Annotated in this window: 13 protein-coding genes; 4 read left to right on the top strand and 9 right to left on the bottom strand. The window is 65.6% G+C overall.

Annotation, left to right across the window (positions count from 1 at the left end):
- Window positions 1-268 precede the first annotated feature (268 nt).
- From EN852_RS32190 to EN852_RS32175, 3 genes are all read right to left on the bottom strand, one after another.
- Entirely contained in the window at window positions 269-2,644 is a 2,376-nt protein-coding gene (locus EN852_RS32190; protein ID WP_127879922.1) for an aldehyde dehydrogenase family protein, read from the bottom strand.
- Between the two features lie 243 nt (window positions 2,645-2,887).
- Complete coding sequence (gene deoC / locus EN852_RS32180; RefSeq protein WP_127879921.1) at window positions 2,888-3,937, bottom strand: deoxyribose-phosphate aldolase; 1,050 nt, start codon at window positions 3,935-3,937, stop codon at window positions 2,888-2,890.
- Between the two features lie 438 nt (window positions 3,938-4,375).
- Window positions 4,376-5,203: a ferredoxin--NADP reductase gene (locus EN852_RS32175; RefSeq protein ID WP_127878483.1), complete on the bottom strand. Its 828-nt coding sequence runs from the start codon at window positions 5,201-5,203 to the stop codon at window positions 4,376-4,378.
- 220 nt (window positions 5,204-5,423) lie between these two features.
- On the opposite strand from EN852_RS32175, the gene EN852_RS32170 reads away from it, so the two are divergent.
- The gene (locus EN852_RS32170; protein WP_127879920.1) at window positions 5,424-7,496 is read left to right on the top strand and encodes a hydantoinase/oxoprolinase family protein; all 2,073 of its coding nucleotides are present in this window, start codon (window positions 5,424-5,426) and stop codon (window positions 7,494-7,496) included.
- Between the two features lies 1 nt (window position 7,497).
- A complete protein-coding gene (locus tag EN852_RS32165) occupies window positions 7,498-9,186 on the top strand; it encodes a hydantoinase B/oxoprolinase family protein (RefSeq protein WP_127879919.1) in 1,689 nt (562 codons plus the stop codon).
- Window positions 9,187-9,454: 268 nt separating this feature from the next.
- Here the strand turns inward: EN852_RS32165 and EN852_RS32160 are convergent, their stop codons facing one another.
- The 6 genes from EN852_RS32160 to EN852_RS32135 are packed head-to-tail and all read right to left on the bottom strand — an operon-like array spanning window position 9,455 to window position 16,549.
- Window positions 9,455-9,916 (bottom strand): MarR family transcriptional regulator, encoded by a 462-nt coding sequence (locus tag EN852_RS32160; protein ID WP_127878477.1) that lies wholly within the window; start codon window positions 9,914-9,916, stop codon window positions 9,455-9,457.
- Window positions 9,913-10,497, bottom strand: coding sequence for an amino acid synthesis family protein (locus EN852_RS32155; protein ID WP_127879918.1), 585 nt, complete (start codon window positions 10,495-10,497; stop codon window positions 9,913-9,915). The genes EN852_RS32160 and EN852_RS32155 overlap by 4 nt, the downstream gene beginning before the upstream one ends.
- On the bottom strand, window positions 10,490-11,374 hold the full coding sequence (locus EN852_RS32150; RefSeq protein WP_127879917.1) for a UPF0280 family protein: 885 nt from the start codon (window positions 11,372-11,374) through the stop codon (window positions 10,490-10,492). Before EN852_RS32150 ends, EN852_RS32155 begins: the two co-directional genes overlap by 8 nt.
- Window positions 11,374-12,915, bottom strand: a complete 1,542-nt coding sequence (locus EN852_RS32145; protein WP_127879916.1) for a 6-hydroxynicotinate reductase — start codon at window positions 12,913-12,915, stop codon at window positions 11,374-11,376. The genes EN852_RS32150 and EN852_RS32145 overlap by 1 nt, the downstream gene beginning before the upstream one ends.
- Entirely contained in the window at window positions 12,912-15,695 is a 2,784-nt protein-coding gene (locus EN852_RS32140) for a molybdopterin-dependent oxidoreductase (RefSeq protein ID WP_127879915.1), read from the bottom strand. The genes EN852_RS32145 and EN852_RS32140 overlap by 4 nt, the downstream gene beginning before the upstream one ends.
- On the bottom strand, window positions 15,692-16,549 hold the full coding sequence (locus EN852_RS32135) for a xanthine dehydrogenase family protein subunit M (protein WP_127879914.1): 858 nt from the start codon (window positions 16,547-16,549) through the stop codon (window positions 15,692-15,694). The genes EN852_RS32140 and EN852_RS32135 overlap by 4 nt, the downstream gene beginning before the upstream one ends.
- A gap of 310 nt (window positions 16,550-16,859) precedes the next feature.
- Here EN852_RS32135 and pncA point away from each other — a divergent pair, with 310 nt between their 5' ends.
- Window positions 16,860-17,474, top strand: coding sequence for a bifunctional nicotinamidase/pyrazinamidase (pncA, locus tag EN852_RS32130; RefSeq protein ID WP_127879913.1), 615 nt, complete (start codon window positions 16,860-16,862; stop codon window positions 17,472-17,474).
- Between the two features lie 154 nt (window positions 17,475-17,628).
- Window positions 17,629-19,050: a sodium:proton antiporter gene (locus tag EN852_RS32125; protein ID WP_127879912.1), complete on the top strand. Its 1,422-nt coding sequence runs from the start codon at window positions 17,629-17,631 to the stop codon at window positions 19,048-19,050.
- Window positions 19,051-19,083 lie beyond the last annotated feature (33 nt).

Here is a 19,083-nt window from a genome sequence, read left to right as displayed (position 1 = left end):
TGCCCGGATGGCTCGAAGCGGATGATCCGATGGAACCCGAGCCTCGCAGCTCACATAGGAAAAAAGCCCTTCCGTCCCATCATCTCCACCGCGCATCTCATCCTCCAATCTCTCCGGCGGAATCGAATCACGGACTGGCCCCAGACGAAAGAGTTTTTCCGCAGCCTGTTAATGCATATAGCCTGCCGTAGCGCAAGGACTTGTACGACAACCGGGCAACAAGTCTCACCAGCCTGGACCATTCAGGCACACCGCCCTTTGGAAGCAATCAGTCGCCGTAGGGCACCCAGACGTTCTTGACCTCGATGGCGCGGCGCAGGAACGCATCGCCGGCGGCCTCGCCTGACCCCCAATCGAGCGTGCGGCCATTGCCGGTCCAGACCCGCTTGAGGTTGCCGATGGAGTCTGCCTCCGCCTTGGCGCAGGTGTCGGCATCGGCGAACAGCCAGAGCCCGTCGACATCGTCATGCTTGGCCAGCACGCCGGCAAGCTCGGCGCTGCGGCCGGTGACGATGTTGATCGCGCCGGCAGGCAAGTCGGAATATTCGATCACCTGGTAGAGGTCGGTGGCCAAAAGCGGATGCCGCTCCGACGGAACCGCGACCACGGTGTTGCCCATGGCGAGCGCCGGCGCGACAAGCGAAATGAAGTTGAGCAGCGGCTGGTTGTCCGGCGCGACGATGCCGACGACGCCGACGGGCTCATGCAGCGCCAATGTCACGACGCGGGCCGGCGGCTGGTGAACACGACCCTCAAACTTGTCGGCGAGGCCGGCATAGAGGAACAGCCGCTCGATCGACTGCTCGACCTCCTCGCGCGCGGCCTTGGCGCCGACGCCGGTCAGTTGGATAAGGCGCGCGGCGAACTCATCGGCGCGGCCCGACAGGTTCTCGGCAAAGTAATACAGCACCTGGCTGCGGTTGTAGGCGGTCGCATCCGGCCAGGCCTTGCAGGCGCGGGCCGCGGCGACGGCGTCGCGGATGTCCTTGCGGTTGCCGAGGCCGACTTCGCCGGCCAGCTTGCCCTTGGCGGTAGCGACGGGGAGTGAATAGTTGCCGTCCGGCCGTGCCTGCTTGCCGCCGATGAACAATTTTGCCGTGCGGTCGATCGCCGTGCCGTCGGCCTGCTCGACCGGCTGGGCCGAGCCGGCCGCAGCCGGCTTGATGGCCGGGCCAACGGGGAGCCTTGCCGCCAGATATTCGAACATGCCCTCACGGCCGCCTTCACGACCAAAGCCGCTTTCGCGATAGCCGCCAAAGCCGCAGGCGGCGTCGAACATGTTGGTGCCGTTGACCCACACCACGCCGGCCTTCAGCTGCGGGGCGACATGCAGAGCAAGGTTGACGTTCTCGCTCCACACCGAGGCTGCAAGGCCGTAGCGCGTGTTGTTGGCAAGCTCGATCGCTTCCTCGGTGTTGCGGAACGTCATCGTCGCCAGAACCGGGCCGAACACTTCTTCCTGCGCGAGAATGTTAGCCGGCGAAACGGAGGTCGCCAGCGTTGGCAGGTGATAGAAGCCGGAGGACGGCAAAGCGGCGTCCGGCTGCCAGCAGACGGCGCCTTGCTTGGCGCCTTCCGCGATCAGGCCCTTGACGCGGTCGAGCTGGCTGCGGTCGACCAGCGGGCCGATATCGGTGTTCTTGTCGAGCGGGCTGCCGACGCGCAGCCGGCTCATCCTGACCTTGACCTTGGCGATGAAGGCCTCGGCGACGCCTTCCTGCACCAGGAGGCGCGAGCCCGCGCAGCAGACCTGGCCCTGGTTGAACCAGATGCCATCGACCAGGCCTTCGACGGCGCTGTCGAGGTCGGCATCCTCGAAGACGATGAAGGCCGACTTGCCGCCGAGCTCCAGCGACAGCTTCTTGCCGGATCCGGCCGTCGCCTTGCGGATGATCTTGCCGACTTCCGACGAGCCGGTGAAGGCGATCTTCTGCACACCGGGATGATTGACGATGGCCGCGCCAGCCTCGGGCCCGCCCTGGACGATGTTGACGACGCCTTTCGGCACGCCGGCGCGTTCGCAGATCTCGGCGAACAGTATGGCGGTGAGCGGGGTGAATTCGGCCGGCTTCAGCACCACCGTGCAGCCGGCGGCCAGAGCCGGCGCGATCTTCCAGGCCAGCATCAGCAGCGGAAAATTCCACGGGATGACCTGGCCCACGACGCCGACCGGCTTGTGGTCGGGAAAATCCTTCTCGAGCGTCTGCGCCCAGCCGGCATGATGGATGAGATGGCGGATCGCCAGCGGCACGTCGATGTCGCGGCTTTCGCGGATCGGCTTGCCGTTGTCGATCGATTCCAGCACCGCGAACAGGCGCTGGTGGCGCTGCATGGCGCGGCCGATGGCGTAGAGCACTTTGGCGCGGGCGTAGCCGGAGGAAGCCGACCATTTCGGCAGTGCCTTGGCGGCGGCGGCAACCGCGGCATCGATGTCGGCGGCGCCGGCATCCGAGATCTTGGCCAGAAGCTTGCCGGAGGAGGGTTCGCTGGTCTCGAAAGTCTTGCCGTTGGCCGCTGCCTTCCAGGCGCCGTCGATGAACAACGCCTTGGAGAAATCGCGCGAGGCCAACCAGGCATCCGCCTCGTTGCGGGCTTCCGGTGCCGGGCCGTATTCCATGGCGTGATAGCGTTCGAGGATGTTCATGGGGTGCTCCTTCCGGAGGAGATTTCTGGATAAGTAGGTGCTCTACGGCGCCCCCCTCTGTCCTGCCGGACATCTCCCCCCACTTGGGGGGAGATTGGCCGTCATCGGCGATTTCGCCAATCGCCAGCGTTGCAGGACTGGAGCGGAAAAAGGCGCAAGCTGATCTCCCCCCTTGTGGGGGGAGATGTCCGGCAGGACAGAGGGGGGCGCGAAGGAACTCGGCGTTCAAGGCCTTCACTCGCCCTACGCCATCGCGTGGCGATGGTTGGCCGAATAGTGACCGGTCAGATGATGTTCAAGCTGGCGTTCGATGTCGGTGAGCAGGCTGGACGCGCCGAAACGGAACAGCTCCGGTTCGAGCCAGGGCCGTCCGAGCTCTTCCTTCATCAGCACCAGCCAGTCGAGCGACACCTTGGCTGTCGAGATGCCACCTGCCGGCTTGAAGCCGATCAGATAGCCGGTCTCCTCGAAATAAGCGCGGATGGCGCGCACCATGGCAAGGCCGACGGGGAGCGTGGCGTTGACACTCTCCTTGCCGGTCGAGGTCTTGATGAAATCGGCGCCCGCCATCATCGCCACCATGGAGGCGAGCATGACATTGCGCAAAGTGGCGAGGTCGCCGGTTCCGAGAATGACTTTCAGATGCGCATCGCCGCAGGCCGCGCGCATGGCGACGATCTCGTTGAACAACTCGCGCCATTTGGCACCGTAGACCAGTCCGCGCGGAATGACGACGTCGATCTCGTCGGCGCCGTCCTTCACCGAGGCCTCGATCTCCTGCAGGCGGGTCGACAGCGGCGCGAGTCCATGCGGGAAGGCGGTGGAGACTGCGGCGACATGGATGCCCGTGCCGCGCAGGGCATCGACCGCCGTGGCGACGAAGGGATGGTAGACGCAGACCGCCGCCGGACGGATGGTTTCGCCCGAGATGCCGAGGCCCTCGACGATGTCGCGGCGGAGCGGATTGATCGCCTTGGCGCAGAGCCGGCGCACGCGCTCGTCGGTGTCGTTGGAATTCAGCGTCGTAAGGTCCATGCAGGCGATGGCGCGCAAGAGCCATGCGGCCTGGTTGTCGGCCTTGATCGAGCGCCGCTTGGTCAGCGTCGCGACGCGGCGCTCCAGCGCCGAGCGGTTGACGCTGCGCACCGATTCCAGAAAGCCGAGATCGAGCTTCATGCCGGGGTTGCGGGCGATGCCATGTTCCAGCGGCAGCGGCGTGTTGGCGGCGGCGCGCGCCGGCAGCGGCATGATTTTGGGCGCGCCAGCGCCTGCCTCGCGGATCGTGCTGCTCATCTCCTGCCCTTTCGTTTCGGCGCGGTTGCGCTTCATATCTTCATGCGCATCGTTGGGCGACAAACACGAAGATAGCCCGCGAAGCGATGCTTCACGAGTCTTTCAAAGGCTCATAGCGGAAAAAGGCCGCCGAGGCAGCAGATTTTTGACCGCATGGTCAAAACATCATCCTGAGTAGGCGCTCCCGGCGTTGGAGATTGGCCGAAACGCCCATCCCTTCGTCATACTCGGGCTTGACCCGAGTATCCATGCCGTGACCTCAGCCGCAGAGCGCAACGGCGCAGAATTCTGTAACCGCCGCAACGCCTTAGGGTAACGGCATGGATTCCAGGGCCTGCGCGCGTCGCTCCGCTCCTTGCTCCGCCCTGGAATGACGAGGCTCGAATGTCGTCGCTAATCTCAGGGGCCTGCAACAGAGCTGGCGGACTGCGGCGCGCCTCAGCCGACGAAGGCGCGCTCGACGACGAAGCTGGCCGGATGGCTCAAGGAACCTTCCTGGAAGCCGAGGCTTTCGGCGAGCTCCTTGACGTCCTTCAGCATGTGCATCGAGCCGCAGATCATGATGCGGTCGGTCTCGGGGTTGAGCTTGTCGATGCCGAGGTCGGAATAGAATTTTCCGGAGCCTATCAGCGCGGTGATGCGGCCCATGCGCGCCGATTCCTCGCGGGTCGTCGAATTGTAGAGCGTGACGCGGCCGGCGGTCAGTTCGCCGATCAGAGGATCGCTTTCGAGCGCCGCCACCAGTTCCTGGCCGTAAGTGAGCTCGGCAATGTCGCGGCAGGTGTGGGTGAGGATCACCTGATCGAACTTCTCATAGGTGTCGGGATCGCGCAGCAGGCTGGCGAAAGGCGCGATGCCGGTGCCGGTCGAGATCATGAACACGCGCTTGGCGGGCGTCAGCGCGTCGAGCACCAGCGTGCCGGTCGCCTTCTGGCGCATGATGACGGTGTCGCCGACCTGGATCTTCTGCAGCTCGGAGGTGAGCGGGCCGTCCGGAACCTTGATCGAGAAGAATTCGAGCTCGTCGTCCCAGGCGGGGCTGGCGACCGAATAGGCGCGGAAGATCGGCTTTTCGGCATTGGGCAGGCCGATCATGACGAACTCGCCCGAGCGGAAGCGCAGCGACTGCGGCCGGGTGATGCGGAAGGAGAACAGCCGGTCGGTGTAATGCTTCACCGACACCACGGTCTCGGCATAGACATTGGCCGGGATCGGGAACTGCAGCGGCTTCGAGCCGGCGATGTTCAACGCGGATGTCGTGTTCATCAAACCCAACTTTCCGGCCCAGACGGAACGCGCTGGCGCCAAACTTTCTCCTGCTCGCCCGAACGATCAGGTTCCGGCGTGCCTTCTGCACACTGCCAAGCGGTAAGCTCTTGTGTCCGGAATTTATTAGTATACAAATGATCTCGCCGTCAAGATGGTGACGTAAAACGCCTTTCCAAACCAAGGCATATCCGTAGTTCTGGCATTTCGGGTTTCGACAATGGATGAGAAATTTTCCGCGTCGGCGGGAAGTGTTGTAGCCGGCATCGATGTGGGCGGAACCTTCACCGATCTGCTCCTGATCGACGGCAAGGCGGGTGGCAAGGTGCACATCGCCAAGACGCCGACCACGGTGGAAAATCAGGCCTTTGGCGTGGTTTCGGCGCTCGGCGCGACCGGCTTTCCGATCGATGGCATCGACCTCATCGTGCACGGCACGACGACCACCACCAATGCCGTGCTGGAGCGCCGCCTGGCCAAGACCGGCATGATCACCACGCGCGGCTTTCGCGACGTGATCGAGCTTGGCCGGCGCACGCGGCCGCAGGCCTACGGCATGACGGGAACCTTCGTGCCGGTCATTCCGCGCGACCTTCGGCTCGAAGTGTCGGAGCGGGTCGAGGCCTCCGGCGCGGTGCGCATTCAACTCGACGAGGCCGAGATGCGCGAAGCGGTGAAAAAGCTGCTCGATGCAGGCTGCGAGTCGCTCGTGATCCACTTCCTGCATTCCTACGCCAACCCCTCGCATGAGCGGCGCGCCGCCGAGATCGCGGCGGAGATCTGGCCGAACGGCCACATCACCACCGGGCATGCGCTGCTGTCGGAAGCGCGCGAGTTCGAGCGCGGGGTGACCGCGGCGGTCAACGCCTCGGTGCAGCCGATCCTGGAGCGCTATGTCGAACGGCTGCGCAAGGAGCTGGCATCCAAGGGCTATGCCCGCGACTTCCTGATCATGAACGGCAATGGCGGCATGATCTCGGCCCGTTTCGTCACGCTGGAATCGGCCAAGACTGTTATGTCCGGCCCGGCTTCCGGCGTGATCGCGGCCGCCTATACGGGCAAGCGCGCCGGCTTCGGAAACCTCGTAACCTACGATATGGGCGGCACCTCCACTGACGTGGCATTGATCCGCAATGCCGAGCCCGCCGTCTCCAACGAGATCGAGATCGAATATGCGATGCCCATCCATGTGCCGATGGTGGCGGTGCACACGGTGGGCGCAGGCGGCGGCTCGATCGCGCGCGTCGACGCGGCCGAGCTGATCCAGATCGGCCCGGAAAGCGCCGGCGCCAATCCCGGCCCGATCTGCTACGGGCGCGGCGGCGCGGAACCGACCATCACCGACGCCAATCTGGTGCTGGGACGCCTGGCGCCAAAGAAGCTGCTCGCGGTCGACAATCCGGTCACCGTCGAACGCGTCACCGGCATTTTCGAGGACAAGATCGGCAAGAGGACGGGCCTTTCCGGCGTCGAGGCCGCGGGCGCTGTGCTCAGGCTCGGCAACATGAAGATGGCCGGCGCCATCCGCATGGTTTCTGTCTCGCGCGGCCACGACCCGCGCGATTTCGCGCTGTTCGCCTTTGGCGGCGCCGGGCCGCTGCATGCGACGGCGCTTGCCCGCGAGCTCGGCCTGCCGCGCGTGCTGGTGCCGGCGCGCCCCGGCATCACCAACGCGCTCGGCTGCGTCGTCGCCGATCTGCGGCACGATTTCGTCAACACGATCAACCAGCCCGTGAGGCTGCTCGATGAAGCTTCGCTTCACGAGGTATTGGAACGGCACCGTAACGAAGGCGAGGCGCTGATCGCCAAGGAAGCGGTGAAGCCTGACGCGATCCGCGTGACCCATTCCGCAGACATGCAGTTCGTTGGCCAGACCCACATCATCAACGTGCCGCTGCCGTCATCCTCGGTTTCACGAGAAACGCTGCAGCAATTGTTCGAGAAAGCCTATTTCGCGCGCTTCAAGGTCGAGCTGCCGGAAATCCGCGCCAACCTGGTCAACCTCAACACCTCGGTCACCGGCGTACGGCCGCAGATCGACCTGTCGCGACTGATCGACCCTGCGGGCCGCGCGGCGACGCTCGACGAGGCGCGGCGCGAGATCCGGCCGGTTTGGTATCACGGCGCCTGGCACGACACGCCGGTCTATGCCCGCGAAAGGCTGCCGCTGGACGCCGTGATCGAGGGGCCGGCGATCCTGGAGCAGATGGACGCCACCACGGTGCTGGAGCCCGGCGACCGGGCGCGCTCGGACGCGGACGGCAACATCATCATCGACATCGGCGAGGCCTGAGATGAGCACGCTCGACACGATCACGCTTTCGGTGCTGCAGGCCGCCCTGCAGCAGGTCTGCGACGAGATGGACCTGACCTTCTCGCGCGCGGCCTTCTCGCCGGTCATCGCGGAAGCCAACGACCGCTCGGACGGCATCTATTCGGCCGTCGACGGCTCGCTGATCGCGCAAGGCAGCCAGGGCCTGCCGGTGTTCGTCGGCGTCATGCAATATTCGACCAGGACGGTGATCGAGATGATCGCCGACGGCCGTTGCCTGGCTCCCGAACCAGGCGACATCTACATCGTCAACGATCCCTATCTCGGCGGCACGCATTTGATGGATGTGCGCTTCGTCATGCCGGTCTATCGCGGCGGCAAGATCTTCTGCTGGCTGTCCAACACCGGTCACTGGCCGGATATTGGCGGCTCGGTGCCGGGTGGCTTTTCGGCTTCGGCCACCGCGGTCGAGCAGGAAGGGCTGCGGCTGCCGCCGGTGAAACTGTTCAAGAAGGGCGTGCTCGATCCGGAGATCTACGCCATCATCTGCTCGAACATCCGCGTCGCCGACCAGCGCATCGGCGACATTCGCGCGCAGGCGGCGGCTCTCTTGATCGGTCAGGACAGGCTCAATGAAATCCTGGATCGTTACGGCGACGAAACCGTGGTCGAAGCGATCGCCGAACTGCGCCGCCGCGCCGCCGAGCAGATGCGCGCCTCGATCGCCGTCATACCGGACGGTGTCTACCGCTCGCAGGCCTTCGTCGATTCCGACGGGGTGGTAAACGAGCCGCTGACCATCAATCTCGCGGTCGAGAAGAAGGGCGATACGCTGACCTTCGACTTTGCCGGCTCGTCAAAGCCCTGCGCCGGGCCGATGAACAGCGTGCTGGCGACCACCTTGTCGTCGGTCTATCTCGCCATGCGGCATATTTTTCCGGAGGTGCCGATCAGCGCCGGCGCCTTTGAGCCGCTGAACGTCAAGCGGCCGGAAGGCACCTTCCTCGATGCGAAATATCCGCGTCCCGTGTCGGGTTGCGCGGCGGAAGTGTCGCAGCGCATCGCGGAAGCCGTGTTCGCGGCGATGGTGCAGGCATTGCCCGAGAAGGTGACGGCCGCTCCCGCCGGTTCCAGCGGCAATTTCGCGCTTGGCGGCAACGATCCGGCGCGCGGGCGCGACTATGTCATGTACCAGATCTCCGGCGGCGGCTATGGCGGCAATGCCGGCCATGACGGCTTGAGCAACGGCTGCTCGACCATCGGCATTTCGAAATCGCCGCCGGTCGAGATCATGGAGCAGGCCTTTCCGGTGCTCTACCGCCACTATGCGTTGCGCGAAGGCTCCGGCGGCGCCGGCAAACATCGCGGCGGCTTCGGGCTCGCCTATGAGGTCGAGATATTGCGCGGTGAGGCGCGCGCGTCCTTCGTCATGGACCACGGCCGCTTCGGCCCGCAGGGCGCGCTCGGCGGCAAGGACGGCGCGCCGAACAGCGTGACCGTCTTCCGGAACGGCGAAGCGCATGTGCCGCCGCATCTTTCCAAGGAACAGGACATCGCGCTCAAGGCCGGCGACCGCGTGCGGGTCGGCACGCCGGGCGGCGGCGGCTATGGCGATCCGCGTGAGCGGGACCCGAAGCGGGTCGCCGAGGATGTCCGGCTGGGTTACTATACGGCCGAGCAGGCCAAGGAGATGTTCGGGGTGGATTTGTAGCCGGCCGACTGATGATCGGCCGAAGGTGGAGCCGATATGTTCAAGTCCACGTCGAGTTCCCGCCAACCCCCCTCTGCCCTGCCGGGCATCTCCCCCGCAAGGGGGGAGATTGGCAGCTTCCACCTTGGCGCTCTTTCTTCAACCCCGGAGATTAGCGAAGGCCGGGATGACATCTAATCTCCCCCCTTGCGGGGGAGATGGCCGGCAGGCCAGAGAGGGGTGCTGTCCCTCCAGCGTCGCAAGTGTCCACCCTGCCGAAACCAACCTTCTACGCCAGCTTCGCCAGCAGCCGCAAGAAGGTCGCCGCCTCCTTCGCCGTCAGCGGCGCCAGCGTTTCCTCGGTGATGGCGCGGGCGAGTGGGATCAGACGCTCGATCGCCTCGCGGCCTTCCGGCGTCAGATTGACCAGCAGGCGCCTCTTGTCGACCTCGTGCTTGGACACCTCGACAAGGCCGCGTGCCTTCAGCCGGTCGATAACGCCCTTCACGGTGGCGGCGTCCATGGCGATCAGCGTTCCCAACTGGTTCTGCGAGGTCTCGCCGATGTCGTAGAGCTTGGCCAAGGCTGCGAATTGCGGCGGCGTCAGGTCGGCGATATGCGAGGCGAAGATCGAGACATGGCGCTGATGCGCCTTGCGCAGGATGAAGCCTACCTGGTCCTGCAGATGGTAGTTGTTCTCGTCGGCCTCCTCGGCCTCGACCAGCCGCAGCAGATTGTCCTCGCCGCTCATCTGAGGCCGTCCCATGCCTTGATATCCTCGGCCGCCAGGCCGCCCATACGGTTGTGGACGCGCGGGCCGCAGGTCATGGCAAGGCAGAACAGGATCTCGTCGGGACGCGGACCGTCGCTGATGCCGACCTCCATGGCGTCGAAATGGCTGCGCACATAGGCGGCGTTGATGTGGCCGAGCGGCACGTCGAGCCTTGAGCCGAAAGCGCCGACCTTCTTAGCCGACGGCACGATGGCCTTGGCGTCGCCAAGGCGCTCGCGCATGGCATAGCCGCCCGGCACATGCCACAGCGCGCCGTGCTCCAGCTCGCCGGCGGAGCCGACGATGGCACCCTTGCCGTAGCCGTCGATCTTCTTCACGTCGCCGCCAAGCGCCGCGATCAGCCTGTCGGAAAGCAGAAGACCAAGCGGCTTCAGATCTTCCATCGCGCTCTGCAGGTCCTCGACATAGCGGCCGGCAAAGGGGTTCTTGACCACGGCGAGCGCGGCCGCGCGCAGGCGCGGTTCTTTCGCCACGGGTCCGCCGTCATGGAAAATCTCCTCGGTCAGGACCGCGACCTTGCGGATCGGAAAGTCAGGCATGGGCAGTTTCCTTCGGTTGATGCTTGTTGGGCGCGGCGAGCGCCACTGAACCACTGATGCGGGCTTCGCCCGCCAGAAACAGCGCCGAGGCGGCAACCAGGCCGCGCCGGCGAAAATCTTCGGCGACGGCGAGGCCCTTGTCCAGCGCCCGGGCAACTTCGCCCGTCGAAAGCGCGCCGACACTCTGCGTCACCAGTTGCTCCCCGAGATCGCTGTCGGGCGCCAGGTCGCGCGCCGGAGCGCGCGCGATAGCAGGGTGGCCGGGCAGGTCGACCGCGTTGGCAATCAGCGTTGCCGCCGCATCGGCCTCGGCGCCGGTCGGAGCGAGAACGGTGACGGCATCGGCGATGCCCAGAGAAAACGACCGGCCGCGCCAGCCGCTGGTGGCAACACCGCGCACGCCATCCTCGGCGCGGATGCCGACGCGATCGGCCATGCCATTGCCGGTGCCGGCAATCGCCACCGTCATCGACTGGTCCCTGCCGAGATAGATGGCGCAATCGCCGCCATTGTTGACGTAAGCGCGGTCGAGTCGGCGGCCGGAGAGCATCGCGCCAAGAATTTCGTCGGCTACCGACCCGGCGACGGCAGCCATCGGTGTGATGAAGCATTCGGCCAAGGGCATGACGGCTGCTTCCATGCGGCGCGCCGTCGGGCCGGCGAAATCACGCGGCGCCAGGAAGAATGCAGGGAGGCGCAATTCCGGAAGCTCCTCGACCAGCTCGATCAGGATCGTCTGGAAGCGCGCGACCACCTGCTCGTAAGCGGCGCGACGCTCGTCGTCAGAGCCGAAGGCCTCGACGATGAGGTCGATCGGCCCATGGTTGAGATGGAGCCGCCGGCCATCGGCCAGCCAATGCGCCTGCGGGCCGTTCATCACCCGGCACCATTCGCCGCTGCGCGCCGCAACTGCGCCAGCGGCGGCCAGGGATTGTTGCGAGGGGCGCCGGTACTGCTGCGCGGGTTGAGATATTCCCCACCCTTGGCGAGGATGTCCTCGACGCTGCGGATCTCGTTCTCGTAGCCGCCGAGCCGGACATAGTCGTCGCGGCGCATGGTGAACTCGATCGGCGCGACCAGAGCCGGCGTCGGCACATAGCCGAAGGCGCCTTCCGGCACGCGGGTCACGTCGACCATCAGCGTGATGCCGCCGCCCGGCCAGACATAGACCGGCGCGCCACCGACGGTGACATAGGTCCTCAGGCCTTGAACCGAGCGCGTGAGGTTGACCGGGTTTTCGGTGACGCCGGCGCGCAGCGAGCCGCCGGCGCCGCCGATGAAGAGAACGGTGCACAGCGCCGGCTCGCAATTGTCCTCGATCAGGCCGACGGACTTCTGGAGCCGCTCCGGAAACGGTTTTTGGACCGGCTTCAACTCGTCGTCCAGTTCGTAGTAGGCGAACTGCTCGCCGGTGGTCGACACCATCAGCAGCGACAGGCCGGGGCGCGCGCCCTTCTTGGCGTTCCAGTCGCCGAGGATCGACAACGGATCGGAGATCGTCGTGCCGCCCCAGCCGAGGCCGGGCTCCGACACCTTGAAGTAGCGGCCGGGCGTCGAACGTCGGCCGATGATCTTTATGCCGGTATCCTCCCAGCCCAGCACCTTGCCGGCCTGGTGCTCCGAGACGACGCCGGTGATGTGATCGTCGACCACAACGACTTCGTCGACGAGACCGCGCCATTGCGTGGCGAACATGCCGATGGTGGCCGAGCCGCAGCCGACGCGCATGCGGTGCTCGACCTTGCCGTCGATCACCGGCGGTTTGCCGGCTTCGACCATGACCGTCGCGCCGCCGTCGATGGCGAGCTCGACCGGCTTGCGATTGCAGAGGTTGAGCAGCGCGTCGCAGGTGGCGCGGCCTTCCTGCTTGGAGCCGCCGGTCAAGTGATGGACGCCGCCGAGCGACAACATCTGCGAGCCGTATTCGCCGGTCGTCACATGGCCGATCGCCTCGCCTTGCGAGCGCACGATTGCCGTCTCGTCGCCGATATGGCGGTCGGTGTCGATCTTCACCTTGACGCCGCAGTAGGAGAATATCCCTTCGGTGACGACGGTGACGAGATCGACGCCCTCGACCTCCTGGCTGACGATGAAGGGCGCCGGCTTGTAGTCTGGATAGGTGGTCCCGGCGCCTATTGCTGTCACGAAGCGGCGGCCGGTGTTGACCAGCTCGCCATTCCAGGCCTCGCCCTCGGCGATGAAAGGCACCACCGCGCCGCCGGTCTCGGCCGCGTGGTCGAGGATGGTCAGCGGGTCCATGCGCACGATGCGGCCGCCGACATTGCCGTAGCGGTCGCAGGCGCCGGTGCGGCCGTCGGCGATGTAGCACATGACCGGGCAGGCATCGCAGCGGATCTTTTCCGCCACCTGCTTCTCGCCGGGATCATGGGTTTCGAAACGTTCGGCAAGCTCGCTCATCGGCGCGCCTCCTTCTCACGGATCGCCGCCAGGATGCGGCTCGGCGTCGCCGGCACCTTGGTGACAAGGACGCCAGTGGCGTGGCGTATGGCGTTGAGGATCGCCGGCGCGGTGGGGATCAGCACATGCTCGCCGAGGCCCTTGGCGCCGAAGGGTCCTTCCGGATCCGGAACCTCGACCAGAATATGCTCGACCGGCGGCACATCGCCGATGGTCGGGATGAGATAGTCGTGCAAATTCTCGGTGCGGCCGGGGATGTATTCCTCCATCAGCGCCATGCCGATGCCCTGCGCGATGCCGCCCTCGATCTGGCCTTCGACCAGCACCGGGTTGATCGCCTTGCCGACGTCGTGCGCTGCGGTGATCTTGATCAGCTTGACGGTGCCGAGCTTGAGGTCGACCTCGAGTTCGGCGATCTGCGCGCCGTAACCATAGACGGCGTAGGGTTTGCCCTGCCCCTTGGCGTCAAGCGGCAGCGTTGGCGGGTCGTAGGTTTCCTCGGCGACAAAGACGACGCCGTCGGCATTGGCTTCCAGCTCGGACAAATCGATGCGCCGCGCAGCATCGCCCTCGCGGATGGACAGGTTCGCGCCGTCGAGCGCGATCGTCGCTTCCCCCGAGACATTGGCGAAGCGCAAGATTTTTTCGCGCAAGGCGCGACCTGCCTTCTCCGCCGCCTTGCCGGTGACGAATGTCTGCCGAGAGGCGGATGTTTTGCCGGCGTCGGGGGTGATGGCGGTGTCGGCGCTCTTCAGCCGGAATTTTTCCAGCGGCAGGCCAAGCGCATCAGCGCAAATCTGAGTGATGACGGTGTTGGAGCCTTGGCCGATATCGACGGCGCCCTGGTGCAGCACGACATCGCCGGTTTGCGAGATGCCCACCTTGATTGTCGAGGGATTGGGCAGCGAGGTGTTGCCACAGCCATACCAGCAGGACGCCACCCCGACGCCGCGCTTGCTTGCCGCATGCGTCGCGTTGAAGACTTCCGCTTCGGCCAGCGCTCGCGCCCAATGCGGCTGAAGCTGCTCCAGGCATTCGCCGATACCGACGCCCGATTCCAGCCGCTGCCCGGTGACCGTCTCGCAGCCGTCGCGCAGGCAGTTCTTCAGCCGGAAATCGAGCCGGTCGATGCCGAGCTTGCCGGCGAGCTCGTCATAGAGCGTCTCCTGCATGATGGTGGCCTGCGGCACGCCGAAGCCGCGGAAGGCGCCAGCGATCGGGCCGTTGGTGTGGATGGCGTATCCGGTGGCACGGTAGTTCGGCGTGGCATAGGGGCCGGAGGCGTGCACCGGCACGCGATTGGCCACCGTCGGCCCCCAGCTGGCATAGGCGCCGGTGTTGAAGTCGCCCTCGAAGACCATGCCGGTGATGCGGCCTTCGGCATCGGCGCCGATGGTCGCCTTCATCTCGGCCGGATGGCGCTTGGTGGTCGACATCATCGATTCATTGCGCGTGTAGGCGAGCGCTGCTGGGCGGCCCGTCTTCATCGCCACAAGGCCAATGAGCGGCTGCAGTGAGACATCAAGCTTCGAGCCGAAGCCGCCGCCGGTGGCGGTCGGCACGATGCGGACCTTGTCGACGGGAAGGCCGAGCACCTTGGCGGTGTCGTCGCGATCCATATAGGGCGCCTGGGTGCAGGCGACGACGACCAGCGTGTCGCCGTCCATATAGGCGTAGCCGGCTTCCGGCTCGATATAGGCATGCTCGACAAAGGAGGTTTCGACGGCGCCCGACACCGTGACCGCGGCACCCGCGAGCGCGCCGTCGGGATCGCCGCGTTCGACATAGCCGGAGGTGAGCAGGTTCGCCGGGCGGTGGCTGTGGATCAGCTCGGCACCTTCAGCCTTCGCCTCGCCGGGCTGCAGCATATGCGGCAGCTCGGTCCAGGCGATCGGAAAATCCGTCAGGTCGAGATCGAGGATCGCCTCGCGCTCGCCCGCCACCAGCGCCACCGCCTCGCCGCGCAGGCGGACAAAGCCTTCGGCCAGCGCCGGCTGGTCGGCAAAGGGACCGATGACGCCGAAGCAATTCCTGCCGGGAATGTCGGCGGCGGTGAAGACGCCGACAATTCCGGGATGCGCGCTTGTCCAGGCCTCAAGATCGCCGAAGCTGAAGCCGGCATGATAATGCGGCGAGCGGACCACCAGCACCGACAAGGCGTCAGCCGGGAAGGAATCGCCGCCGAATTTCTCGGTGCCATCGACCTTCGGCACGCCGTCGAGCCGGATCGGCGAAGCCCCGACCGCGTGGCCCACTTCCGGCAGGCGAAGGTCTATGCCGTTCATTTGCCGCGAGGCGCCCATCACCGCCGCGACGATTTTCCTGTAGCCGGTGCAGCGGCAGAGCGCGCCGCCCAGCGCATCCTGCGTCTCGGCCTCGCTTGGTGTCGGGTTGCGCTCCAAAAGCGCGGTGGCCGCGACCAGCAGGCCGGGCGTGCAGATGCCGCATTGCGCGGCGCCATGTTCGAGGAAGGAGGCCTGCAGGGCCGAAAGCCTGCCATTGGCAAGGCCTTCGACGGTGGTCACGGAAGCGCCGGTGACGGACGCCGCCGGCACAAGACAGGCGCAGACCGGATTGCCGTCGACCAGCACCGTGCAGGCGCCGCAATCGCCGGCATCGCAGCCGACCTTGGTGCCGGTGAGCCGCAACTCGTCGCGCAGAACCTGCGACAGCCGCCGGACCGGCGGAACCGAGACGCTGACGGCCGCGCCGTTGACCTCGAAGGCAATGTCGGCGCGTTCCATGCCGGACTGGGTCATGCCGGATTGGGCCATGTTCATGCGGCCACCTTGCCTTGGTCGAGGCCAGTTGCAGAGCGCACGGCGCGGACGACGATCTCGCGCGCCGCGTCCTGCCGGTACTCGGCGCTGCCGCGCACATCGGCGATCGGCGACAATTCATCGAACGGCGCCGACAGCACCGCGTCGGCAAGCGCCTCATCGATCGGACGCCCGCGCAGGGCTGTCTCAACGCCGGCAAGACGGCGGGCAACCGCCGAGCAGGAGCCGACAGCGACCGCCGCTTCGGCGATCACACCGTCCTCGACCACGAGCCGCGCCGCGGCCATGGCGATCGAGATGACGAGATAGCGCCGCGCGCCGAGCTTGACGAAGGCCGAGGTGCCGGCGGCGGAGCGCTTCGGCACGCGGATGGCGGTGACCATCTCGCCCGGCTGCAATGCCGTTCGGCGATTGCCGAGGATGAACTCGCAGAGCGGCAGATGACGGGTGGCTTTCGCCGAGCGCAATTCGACATCGGCGTCGAGCGTCAATAGGGCGGGCACGCCGTCGGCGGCGGGCGAGGCGTTGCAGAGATTGCCGGCGACCGAGCCGACATTCTGGATCTGTACGGAACCCACCTCGCGTGCGGCCGATTTCAGCGCATCGAAGGCGGGCGGGAGCGGGTGACGGACAATATCGGTCCAGGTGGTGCGGGCGCCGATCCGCCAATACTCGTCCGTCTCTTCGATGCCGCGCAACATGGCAAGACCGTTGATGTCGAGGATGTTGTCGCGAAAAGGTTTCGCGCCCTGGGCGGGGTAAAAATCCGTGCCGCCGGCGAGAACGCGCCACCGATCCTCGCCAAGCAAAGCGAGCGCCTCGTCGACCGTGGTGGGTTTCGCGTAACGGATCACGCTCTGCCTTCCAGAACCTTCCCAGAAACGGACCATTCCCACTTGGCCCTCCCAAAGCACCTGGCTTCGGGCTTTCTGCCGGTTTCACACCGGTCAAATTCATTCGTATGCAAATGATATCAGGCGCACTGGAATTGTCAAAGCAAGAGTTCGTGCCGCCGCGGCGGTACGGCAGGCTGAACGCATTTGTTATGGCCTTGGAGGTTGACGGCGCCGGCCATCTGGTCAAGGTTCCGTGTCCGGTCGCGTCAGCGGCCTTTTGGACTGGAGCCTCAAGCCGATACCAGGGGCCCAAACGAGAGGGAACCGCATGGCCGACGAAGCGCTGATCGTCATCGACCTGCAGAACGATTTTTGCCCCGGCGGCGCGCTGGCGGTGGCCGGCGGCGACGAGATCGTGCCGCTGGTCAACGACCTGATCCGGCGGACCGACCATGTGATCCTGACGCAGGACTGGCACCCGGCCGGACATTCGAGCTTTGCCTCCAGCCATCCGGGCAAACAGCCGTTTGAAACCATCGAGATGCCTTATGGGCCGCAGACGCTGTGGCCGGACCATTGCATCCAGGGCAGCCTCGGTTCCGATTTCCATTCCGGGCTCGCCTGGACCAAGGCGGAGCTGGTGATCCGCAAGGGATTCCGCACCGCGATCGACTCCTATTCGGCCTTCTTCGAGAATGACCACACCACGCAAACCGGCCTTGCCGGCTACCTGAAGGAACGCGGCATCGACACGATCACGCTGGTCGGGCTCGCCACCGATTTCTGCGTGGCCTTCTCGGCGCTCGACGCGGTGAAGCAGGGTTTCAGGACGACGGTTAGGCTCGACGCCTGCCGCGGCATCGACCTCAACGGCTCGGTCGAGGCGATGCTGACGCGGATGCGGGATGCCGGCGTGACGCTCGAAGACCATTCGGCGGATTGATCGGACTGTGGGGAAGGTCCCCCTCACCCGGATTGCCAACCGAATTGCGAAGAGCAATTCGGGGCAATCCGACCTCTCCCCGAGGGGAGAGGTCGCCGGCGCTGGCGCCAGCCTCTTCTCCCCACCGGGGAGAAGGTGGCCGCGAAGCGGCCGGATGAGGGGGCGTCTCGCATTTGCCGCACTAGCCATCGCGCTACTATTCCCAGCACAAGCACTGGCCGCCGAAATGCACGAACTGCCCGGCGCCGCCATGTCGCTGTGGTGGGCGCTGCCCTTTGCCGGCCTGCTGCTGTCGATCGCGACCGGACCGCTGCTCTTTCATCGCGTGTGGGAACATCATTACGGCAAGATCGCTGCCGGCTGGGCGGCGCTGGCGGTTGTCCCGCTGGCCGCCGCCTTCGGCATTCCGACGGCAGGCGAGGCGGTGCTGCACACGCTGCTCACCGAATACATGTCCTTCATCATCCTGCTGTTCGCGCTCTACACCATCTCCGGCGGCATCCTGCTTGCCGGCAACATCCACGGCACCCCACTCGTCAATGTCGGCCTGCTTTTGATCGGCGCGCTGCTTGCCTCGGTCATCGGCACGACCGGCGCCTCGATGATCCTGATCCGGCCGATGCTGCGCGCCAACGACAACCGGCCGTTCAACGCCCATGTGGTGATCTTCTTCATCTTCCTGGTGTCCAACATCGGCGGCTCGCTGACGCCGCTGGGCGACCCGCCTTTGTTCGTCGGCTTCCTGCGCGGCGTCGATTTCTTCTGGACGACGATCCACATCCTGCCGGACACGCTTTTTGTCGGCGGCCTGGTGCTGGCTGTCTTTCTCGCGATCGACATCATCCTGCACCGCCGTGAGGCCGGCATGCCCAAGATCAAGGATCCGACACCCGATACAAAGGTGCGCCTGCGCGGCATGGCCAACCTGCCGCTGCTCGCCGGCGTGATCGGCGCGATCCTGCTTTCGGCGAGCTGGAGACCGGGCATTGGGGTTTCCGTGCTGGGTGTCGGCCTCGAACTGCAGAACCTGGTGCGCGACGCCATCATCCTGGCGCTGGCCTTCCTGTCCCTGAAAGTCTCGTACAAGAGCCACAGGCAAGCCAACGGCTTCACCTGGGGACCGATCGCCGAAGTGGCGAAGTTGTTTGCCGGCATCTTCATCTGCATCGTGCCTGTCATCGCCATCCTGCGGGCCGGCCACGACGGCGCGCTGGCACCGCTGGTGGCGCTGGTCACCTCGACCGACGGCCAGCCCGATGATCTCGCCTATTTCTGGCTGACCGGAGCGCTGTCATCCTTCCTCGACAACGCACCGACCTATCTGGTGTTCTTCGAGCTTGCCGGCGGCGACGCCAGGCACCTGATGACGGAGGCCGCCTCGACGCTTGCGGCGATCTCCGCCGGCGCCGTGTTCATGGGCGCCAACACCTATATCGGCAACGCGCCCAACTTCATGGTCTTTGCCATCGCCAGGCATCGCGGCTTCAAGATGCCGGGCTTCTTCGGCTACATGGCATGGTCGGGCCTGGTGCTGATCCCGACTTTTTTGATTGCTGGTTTTCTGTTTTTCGGGTGAGCCGGGAGCGGTCAGCCTCGGCACGGAGGCGAT

The sequence above is a fragment of the Mesorhizobium sp. M2E.F.Ca.ET.209.01.1.1 genome, from assembly GCF_004010375.2.
In the GTDB taxonomy this organism is placed as follows: domain Bacteria; phylum Pseudomonadota; class Alphaproteobacteria; order Rhizobiales; family Rhizobiaceae; genus Mesorhizobium.
This window is presented reverse-complemented; position numbering and strand designations above follow the sequence as displayed.

Bases quoted from the DNA above. Each gene is read 5' to 3' on its own strand.
- EN852_RS32155 (WP_127879918.1), bottom strand. From the start codon at position 10,497: ATGCCTGACTTTCCGATCCGCAAGGTCGCGGTCCTGACCGAGGAGATT.
- EN852_RS32165 (WP_127879919.1), top strand. From the start codon at position 7,498: ATGAGCACGCTCGACACGATCACGCTTTCGGTGCTGCAGGCCGCCCTG.
- EN852_RS32150 (WP_127879917.1), bottom strand. From the start codon at position 11,374: ATGAACGGCCCGCAGGCGCATTGGCTGGCCGATGGCCGGCGGCTCCAT.
- deoC (WP_127879921.1), bottom strand. From the start codon at position 3,937: ATGAGCAGCACGATCCGCGAGGCAGGCGCTGGCGCGCCCAAAATCATG.
- pncA (WP_127879913.1), top strand. From the start codon at position 16,860: ATGGCCGACGAAGCGCTGATCGTCATCGACCTGCAGAACGATTTTTGC.
- EN852_RS32175 (WP_127878483.1), bottom strand. From the start codon at position 5,203: ATGAACACGACATCCGCGTTGAACATCGCCGGCTCGAAGCCGCTGCAG.
- EN852_RS32125 (WP_127879912.1), top strand. From the start codon at position 17,629: ATGAGGGGGCGTCTCGCATTTGCCGCACTAGCCATCGCGCTACTATTC.
- EN852_RS32140 (WP_127879915.1), bottom strand. From the start codon at position 15,695: ATGAACATGGCCCAATCCGGCATGACCCAGTCCGGCATGGAACGCGCC.
- EN852_RS32160 (WP_127878477.1), bottom strand. From the start codon at position 9,916: ATGAGCGGCGAGGACAATCTGCTGCGGCTGGTCGAGGCCGAGGAGGCC.
- EN852_RS32190 (WP_127879922.1), bottom strand. From the start codon at position 2,644: ATGAACATCCTCGAACGCTATCACGCCATGGAATACGGCCCGGCACCG.
- EN852_RS32145 (WP_127879916.1), bottom strand. From the start codon at position 12,915: ATGAGCGAGCTTGCCGAACGTTTCGAAACCCATGATCCCGGCGAGAAG.
- EN852_RS32170 (WP_127879920.1), top strand. From the start codon at position 5,424: ATGGATGAGAAATTTTCCGCGTCGGCGGGAAGTGTTGTAGCCGGCATC.